General features: G+C 53.1%; 7 protein-coding genes. All 7 read left to right on the forward strand.

Features of this window, described 5'->3' with window-relative positions:
* Positions 1–219 precede the first annotated feature (219 nt).
* Genes FP815_13360 through FP815_13390 form a run of 7 tightly spaced genes read left to right on the forward strand, consistent with a single transcriptional unit; the run spans position 220 to position 7,657 of the window.
* Positions 220–816, forward strand: a complete 597-nt coding sequence (locus FP815_13360; GenBank protein MBA3015912.1) for a TetR/AcrR family transcriptional regulator — start codon at positions 220–222, stop codon at positions 814–816.
* Between the two features lie 50 nt (positions 817–866).
* On the forward strand, positions 867–2,024 hold the full coding sequence (locus tag FP815_13365; GenBank protein MBA3015913.1) for an HlyD family efflux transporter periplasmic adaptor subunit: 1,158 nt from the start codon (positions 867–869) through the stop codon (positions 2,022–2,024).
* 5 nt (positions 2,025–2,029) lie between these two features.
* Entirely contained in the window at positions 2,030–2,974 is a 945-nt protein-coding gene (locus FP815_13370; protein ID MBA3015914.1) for an ABC transporter ATP-binding protein, read from the forward strand.
* Positions 2,961–3,938: an ABC transporter ATP-binding protein gene (locus FP815_13375; protein MBA3015915.1), complete on the forward strand. Its 978-nt coding sequence runs from the start codon at positions 2,961–2,963 to the stop codon at positions 3,936–3,938. The genes FP815_13370 and FP815_13375 overlap by 14 nt, the downstream gene beginning before the upstream one ends.
* Entirely contained in the window at positions 3,935–5,065 is a 1,131-nt protein-coding gene (locus FP815_13380; GenBank protein ID MBA3015916.1) for an ABC transporter permease, read from the forward strand. The genes FP815_13375 and FP815_13380 overlap by 4 nt, the downstream gene beginning before the upstream one ends.
* A gap of 1 nt (position 5,066) precedes the next feature.
* Positions 5,067–6,197 (forward strand): ABC transporter permease, encoded by a 1,131-nt coding sequence (locus FP815_13385; protein MBA3015917.1) that lies wholly within the window; start codon positions 5,067–5,069, stop codon positions 6,195–6,197.
* A gap of 17 nt (positions 6,198–6,214) precedes the next feature.
* Positions 6,215–7,657, forward strand: a complete 1,443-nt coding sequence (locus FP815_13390) for a TolC family protein (GenBank protein MBA3015918.1) — start codon at positions 6,215–6,217, stop codon at positions 7,655–7,657.
* The last annotated feature ends 302 nt before the right edge of the window (positions 7,658–7,959 follow it).

Here is a 7,959-nt window from a genome sequence, read left to right on the forward strand (position 1 = left end):
ACAGTTGACGGTGATTGGGTCCTGCCAATGGATGAGGACACACTGACATTGAGTATCATACGATGATTTATGACTAATCATGATTCTTTTAACCGTAAACCGATAACTGATTACCGTTAACCTGTGTAGTTACAAATAATTTTTATTATTTTTTTGACAAAAATATTAAAGTGATTTATATGTGAATTTATATTCACATGTGAGTAGGGAGGGTTACAGTTGTCTACTGAGAAAATGTCGACTGACATACGAAAGGAACAGATCGTTGAGGCGGCGCTTCGGGTGCTGAGTGACAAGTCTATCAAGCAGCTTAATATCGTAGATATTGCTAAAGAGATGGGACTCACGCCGTCAGCGCTCTATCGGCACTTTAAGAATAAGAATGCGATGATGAGTGGCGTTCTTGAGTTGATTCGGACCAAACTTTTTCATAATGTCGAACTTGTCAGGCAGCAGAGCGATGATGCGGTTGAGCGATTGCACGAACTTCTTTGTCTACATGCCAGATTGATTGCCGAGGAACACGGTATCCCGAAGATAGTGTTTTCCGACGAATTGTGGGGACAAAAACGAGAGCGGAGACAAAAAATGTACCGCATCATAACCGGGTATCTTGCCGAAATCGAGGACATCATCAGGGATGGACAGGACAAAAAACAATTAAGAGATGACATCGAGGCCAGAACGTTAGCGGCGATGTTTTTTGGAATTATTCAACCTGCTGCCCTTCTCTGGCATATGAGCGAAGGACAATTTAATCTCGATCGGCATATGACAGAATCCTGGGAGCTTTTTTTAGGAACAATTAAGGAGTAAAATTTTTTATCCATCATGTGAATTAGTTTTCACAAAAAGAGGACTTAGCAATGGAAAAGAAAAAGAAAATTATCGTTCCTGTGGCACTGGCATTACTCGTCCTTGTTGTCTTGGCCAGTAAGTATCTTTCTCATAATGTTGATACCCCGGAACAGATAAAGGTTTCCGGTACTATTGAGGTTATTGACACCTCACTGAGCTTCAAAGTCGGAGGTCGGGTTTTGCAGCGGCTGGTCTCCGAAGGCGAAACGATAACCCGTGGTCAGTCGACCGCCCTCCTCGAAGACAGTGAACTACAACATGAGAAGGAGCTTCGCCAGGCAGCAGTCGAGGCAGCAAAGGCAACCTTGGCCGAGCTGATGTCCGGCTCACGCCCAGATGAGATTAACGAAGCCCAGGCCGTGACTCTCCGAGCCCGTGCCGTTCTTGCTGAACTCAATGCCGGCTCAAGACCCCAGGAAATCAAAACAGCTCAAGCTCAGGTCCAACAAGCTAACGCGGTATTCGAGCGCTGGCAGGCCGAGTACACCAGACAAAAGCAATTGCTGGAGCGGGAAGTCATTGCGCCTCGTGAATTTGAACAAGTCAAAAGTCAATATCTGAGCGCCATGGAGCAACAACGGGTTGCCGATGAACGCGTGCAATTAGTATCGGCAGGTCCTCGCCAGGAACAGATTGATCAGGCTAAAGCCAGCCTGGCTCAGGCTGAGGCACGCTTGGCGTTAGTCACTAAAGGACCACGTCAGGAAACCATCGATCGAGCTAAAGCCCAGGTCCGCGAAGCAGAGGAGGCGCTGGCCATGGCGACTACTCGTCTCGGCTACGCCACCCTCAGCGCTCCCACAGCGGGTGTGGTGCTCAGTGACCACGTTGAGGTGGGTGAATATGTGTCTCCGGGTTCACCAGTGGTGACCATCGCTGCCCTCGAAAATGTCTGGCTGCGCGCCTATATTGCGGAAACTGATCTGGGGCGAATTAAAATCGGCCAACAGGTTGAAGTTGCCAGCGACACCTATCCTGACAAAAAATACCTCGGCACAATCTCATTTATCTCCGCCAGCGCCGAATTCACTCCCAAGAACGTCCAGACCGAAAGAGAACGGGTCAAGTTGGTCTACCGGATCAAGGTCGATATCCCCAACCCCGACCTGGAGTTAAAACCTGGCATGCCGGTGGATGGTGAAATCAGAATCAGCCAGTCGAGGTAACAGTCATGAGCGCCATCCGCACGGAGAAATTGACCAAAATCTTCGACGCCAACCGGGCCGTTGATGGTCTTGATCTGGAGGTCATGCCCGGTGAAATATTCGGCTTGGTCGGTCCGGACGGGGCGGGAAAAACCACGACCATGCGATTGCTTACCGGCATCATGAAGCCAAATGGAGGGGACGGCTGGGTCCTGGGCCGCCACATCCAGCGTGAGGCCGAAAGAATCAAAGATGATATCGGCTATATGAGCCAGCGTTTTGGCCTCTACCCCGACCTTTCAGTGCTGGAAAACATCCATTTCTACGCCGATCTCTACGGCGAGCCTCGCCGCGGCCGCGATGCCAAAATTGACACACTCCTTGCCTTCAGCAATCTGACCCCGTTCAAAAAACGATTGGCTGACAACCTCTCCGGCGGCATGAAGCAGAAGTTGGGCTTGGCCTGTGCCCTTATCCATACCCCCAAGGTTCTCTTCCTTGATGAGCCGACCAATGGCGTCGATCCGGTATCGCGCCGGGATTTTTGGCGGATTCTATATCAGCTTCTGGCCGAGAAAGTAACGATCTTTGTCTCGACCGCCTACCTTGATGAAGCGGAACGTTGTAACCGCATCGGCCTGATGCATCAAGGCCGGTTACTCCACGTTGGCACCCCGGCAGAGGTCAAACAACTGATGAAAGGCAGCATTCTTGAGGTTCGATGTCGCGATGCCCGGCAGGCCACCAAAATCCTGCGGCATCAATTTAGCGTCGATAGTGTTGGCCTCTTTGGTGATCGGGTCCATGTAGTCACCAGTAATCCGGAGGGAGACCAAGTGGGGATTACTGATACTCTGGAACAATCCGGACTGGGGCCGTCAGTGATCCGACCGATTGTGCCCAGCCTGGAGGATGTCTTCGTCTCTGCCCTTTCTGGGAATAAAGAAAATGAGCGCCATGACCCTTCCTAATAGTCCGCAACAAGCGGTCGTGGTCCACGAACTGGAGAAACGCTACGGCGATTTCTTTGCCGTGAACAAGGTCAGCTTCGAGGTGGCAAAGGGAGAGATCTACGGTTTTCTGGGACCGAACGGCGCCGGTAAATCCACGACTATCCGTATGCTCTGCGGCATCATTGCCTTGACTGGCGGCAGCGGCACGGTGGCTGGTTTTGACCTCCGTCGTGATACCGAAAAGATCAAACAGCATATCGGCTACATGAGCCAGAAATTCTCTCTGTACGGGGACCTGACAGTGGAGGAGAACATTAATTTCTATAGCGGCATCTACCGCATCGCCGCGAACAAGAAGAAAGAGCGCAAGGAGTGGGTGCTGGAAATGGCGGGGCTTACCGATTATCAAAAGGCCAAGACTGCCATTCTCTCCGGGGGCTGGAAACAACGTCTGGCCTTAGGCTGCGCCATTCTGCACGAGCCGCCAATCATCTTTCTTGATGAACCGACCTCAGGGGTCGATCCGATCAGCCGCCGACGATTCTGGGACTTGATTTATGAACTAGCAGGTCGCGGAGTGACCATCTTCGTCACCACCCATTATATGGACGAGGCAGAATACTGTGATCGCCTCGGCCTGATCTACCGGGGGGAGCTGATCGCCAGCGGCACCCCGGAAACCTTGAAAACCGAGCTGATGCAGGATGAGATCCTAGAGGTCATTTGCGAGCATCCTCAAGAAGCTATGGCCAGTGTTAAAGATCTTTCGTTGATCAAGGAAGTTGCCTTGTTTGGCCAAGGGCTACACGTTATTACCGGCAATGCCGGCGAGGCGGGACAGCCCATCCATGACCACCTGACGACCAGAGGCATTAACGTCAGTAGTATCGAGACGATAACCCCGTCCCTGGAGGATGTCTTTGTCTCCCTGGTTGAAGCCCGTGATCGGCTATCGACGGCACAAACTGAGGTCACGACATGAACCTGCAACGAACCGGGGCCATGGCCCGCAAGGAGTGGCTGCACATCATCCGCGACCCCAGGAGCCTGGGCATGGCGATCGTCATTCCCATGCTGCTCCTGGTGCTCTTCGGCTATGCCTTGACCCTGGATGTAGATCGAGTTGGCATCGCGGTCTGGGATCAGGATAATTCGTCAACCAGCCGCGAACTGGTCAGTCGTTTCGCTGGCTCGGTCTATTTTTCGGTGCAACCGGTTACTTCCTACGGGGAGGGAGAGCGGCTCATCGATCAAGGAAAAACCCTTGCCGCCCTTGTCATCCCGGCTGACTTCTCGGCACAGCTTGGTAAGACCAAACCGGTAGAGGTGCAATTGATCATGGATGGCAGTGATTCCAATACCGCCACCATCGCCATCGGTTACGCCGAGGCGACGATCCAGGCCTTTTCCAGAGAGATCACCCTGCGCGCCTTGCAGCAGCATGGCGTGTCCTCGGCCTCGGCGCCCATAGAATTGCGGCCCAGGGTCTGGTTCAACAGCGATATGCAGTCGAAAAATTACATCATCCCCGGTTTGATCGCCGTAATCATGATGGTCATCGCTGCCCTCCTCACTTCACTGACCGTGGCCAGGGAGTGGGAACGGGGCACCATGGAGCAACTGATCGCCACCCCGGTCAAGGGCGGAGAACTCATTATCGGCAAATTGCTGCCCTACTTTGCCATCGGCATGTTCGATGTCCTGTTGGCTGTGCTCATGGGCCAATACCTTTTTCATGTCCCCCTGCGCGGTTCCGTTGGGCTTCTTTTCGGGATGGCGGCCATTTTTCTGGTTGGCGCATTGTCTCTCGGCATGGTGATCAGCATCGTTACCAAGAGCCAACTGCTTGCCAGTCAGTTGGCCATGGTGCTTACCTTCCTGCCCTCATTTCTGCTCTCGGGCTTCATGTATTCCATTGCCAACATGCCCCGTCCTCTTCAGGTTATGACCCATCTGATTCCGTCCCGCTATTTCGTCACCCTGCTCAAGGGTATTTATCTCAAGGGGGTGGGGCTGGAAACCATGGCTGTAGAGGCAGGGCTGTTGACCCTGTTCGCCGTGGTGATCCTCATGGTGGCCCACCTGAAATTTACCAAGAGGCTCGACTGAGATGTTCGAACGAATCAAGCATATCCTGATCAAGGAATTCATCCAGGTCTTTCGCGACCCGAAGATGAAGGGGATCATTTTCATGATGCCGATTATCCAGGTCCTGGTCTTTGGTTACGCCGTCACTACCGATGTCCGGCACATCGCCACCGTGGTCCAGGATAGTGATAACTCAGTCATCAGTCGGGAACTGATCTCCCGCTTTACGGGCTCCGGGTATTTTGACGTTATTGAACATGTCAACCATGTCGACCGGGCAGCGCTGCTCATTGATCGGGGCGAGGCCCAGGCCCTGATTCGAATCAACAAGGGTTTTGCCGACACCATCGGGGCCGGGCGAACGGCGGCGGTACAACTTGTTGTCGACGGTTCCGACTCCAACACCGCGGGAATCGTCTTGAATTACGGCGCCAAGATCGTTGGCGGGTATGCAGAAGAGATCGCGGACCACCAATTGATCGCACTGAAAGGGTTAGTGCAACAACCAGGAGGAGTACATTTAGCCACCAGGGCTTGGTTTAACGAAAACCTCGAGAGCCGCAATTTCTATGTGCCGGGCGTCATCGCCATCATCGTCATGCTGATTACCTTGATGCTGACCAGCATGGCCGTGGTGCGAGAAAAGGAGATTGGCACCATGGAGCAGATTATGGTCACGCCCATTACCCCGTTAGAGTTCATCCTGGGCAAGACAGTCCCCTTTGCTTTGATCGGTTTTGCCGACGTGCTGCTGATCACCCTGATCGCTGTTTTCTGGTTCGAGGTGCCGATCCGGGGCAGCCTCCTGCTCCTGCTCGGCGCCACCGGCCTCTACCTGATGACGACTCTCGGTATCGGCCTTTTTATCTCCACAGTCAGTCAGACCCAGCAACAAGCGATGATGAGCACATTTTTCTTCTACTTTCCGGCGGTGCTGCTCTCCGGTTTCATGTTTCCTATCGCCAATATGCCGATAGCCGTGCAATGGCTCACTGTGCTGAACCCTCTGCGCTATTTTCTGGTCATTGTCCGAGGCATCTTTCTCAAAGGGATCGGCCCTGTCATCCTCTGGCCCCAGATGCTCGCCCTGGCAGTCATGGGAGTCATCACCCTGTGGCTGGCTGCCGGTCGTTTCAAGAAAACCCTCAATTGAGGATTGGAGGTATACCGATGAAGAAATTGACTAATCCCAAATTTATCGCAGGCGTCGTGCTGATCACCATGCTGATGACAATTAAGCCTTTGTCGGCAGAAGATAACGCTGCCATTACCCCGGAAGGCTCCTCAACTGCCGGAATGACAGCGCTGGGACAGAAACCGGGAACCAGCACAATCCAGCGCCCGCTCTCGCTTGATGACTGCATCCGGATTGCTATTGCCCGCAACCCTCAACAGGAAGCAGCTCGGCAAGGGCTCATCGCCGCCGGTGAAGCAGTCGGCGAAAAACGCGCGCCTTACTTCCCTCAGGTTGATCTTGCGGTCGGCTATGCCCGACGCGAAACCCATGCCTTTCTGCCCCAGGGATTGTCCTTACCAGACAAGGCCGATATGATCGGCCCGACCGATGACTGGTCATCTGGGATTATTGGTCACCTTATCCTCTTTGACAGCGGCAAGAGGCGGGCAGAGCTATTGGCGGCCATGGCCAACAAGAAAATTGCCAAGGAAGAAAGTTCCCGCATGCAGCAGAATATCATTCTCAACGCCCACAGAGCCTTTTACGGACTGGCCGCTGCCCTTGAAAACAGGGCAGTCATCGGCAAGGCCCTGGACCGGGCAGTAGAAAACCTTCGTGTGGCCGAAGAACGTCATGCTGCAGGGGATGTACCCCTTGCCGATAGCTTGCGGGCTCGGGTCGAAAAGTCAGATGCCATACTGTCCAGAGTCAGAGGAGACAGCTTGATTCAGATCGCACGCGGCAACCTGAATCAAGCCATGGGCTTGGCCGTGGCAATGGAGATCGAAATCGTGGTGCCCCAGGTTGTGGTTCCTGCCTTGCCGCCAACCCTGGCAGAAGATGCTATTCATAAGGCAGTGGATAATCGCCCGGAGACTCGAGCCGCTCGTCAACATCAAGAAATGGCTGGTCAATCAGTGGCTGCAGCTAAGAGCGCCTTCGGCCCCAAATTGGCGGCCAAGGCACAGTATGGTTATCGAGATGACACCTTTACTCCCACTGATCAGGACTGGTTCGCCGGTGTCAATCTGGAAATCCCAGTTTTTTCGGGCTTTGCCAAGTCCCATGCCCTTGACCGAAAGCGGGCGGAACTTTCCTCGGTTAGAGCGGAACGGGTAACGATCGAACAGTCAGTCAGCCAGGAGGTATGGGATTCTTACTGGCGGCTCCGAGAAAAGCATGAGGCCATTGGCGTTGCCGACACTCTGCTTGCCGATGCCACAGAGAGCCTGCGCATGGCCCGGGAACGCTATGAAAATGGCGTCGGAACCATTGCCGATCTACTGGCAGCCCAGAGCACCTTGTCCAAGGCTGAAACCGTGCATGTCGTCAGTCGATGGGACTACGAAATAGCCCATACCGAATTACAGCGCGCCATGGGAGAGTTGAAAGGAGACAACTATTCACAGGGGATAACTCTCAGTGAAAAAAGATGAACAGATTTTAGTGAAATTCAGATTCAGCCGAGCCGATCATATTTCTGTTGAAAGAACGTAAACATTAATTATATGCTAAAAAATGGAGGGGAGAAAGTATGGTGACACCATGTGTTGATCAAGAGTTATGTATGATGGCGTCGCAAAAAGTGCGATCTACTGCGTTGCGTGGCGGTTTTGCTCGTTCGGCATACCATATGTATGGCCTCACTCACAAAACACACCCCGCGCCTCGGAGTCTCTCTTCGATCGCTTACCTGTATATCGCACCTTTCGGAGTCTCGCAGGCTCGCTTACCTGCT

Source organism: Desulfobulbaceae bacterium, from assembly GCA_013792005.1.
GTDB lineage: Bacteria > Desulfobacterota > Desulfobulbia > Desulfobulbales > VMSU01 > VMSU01.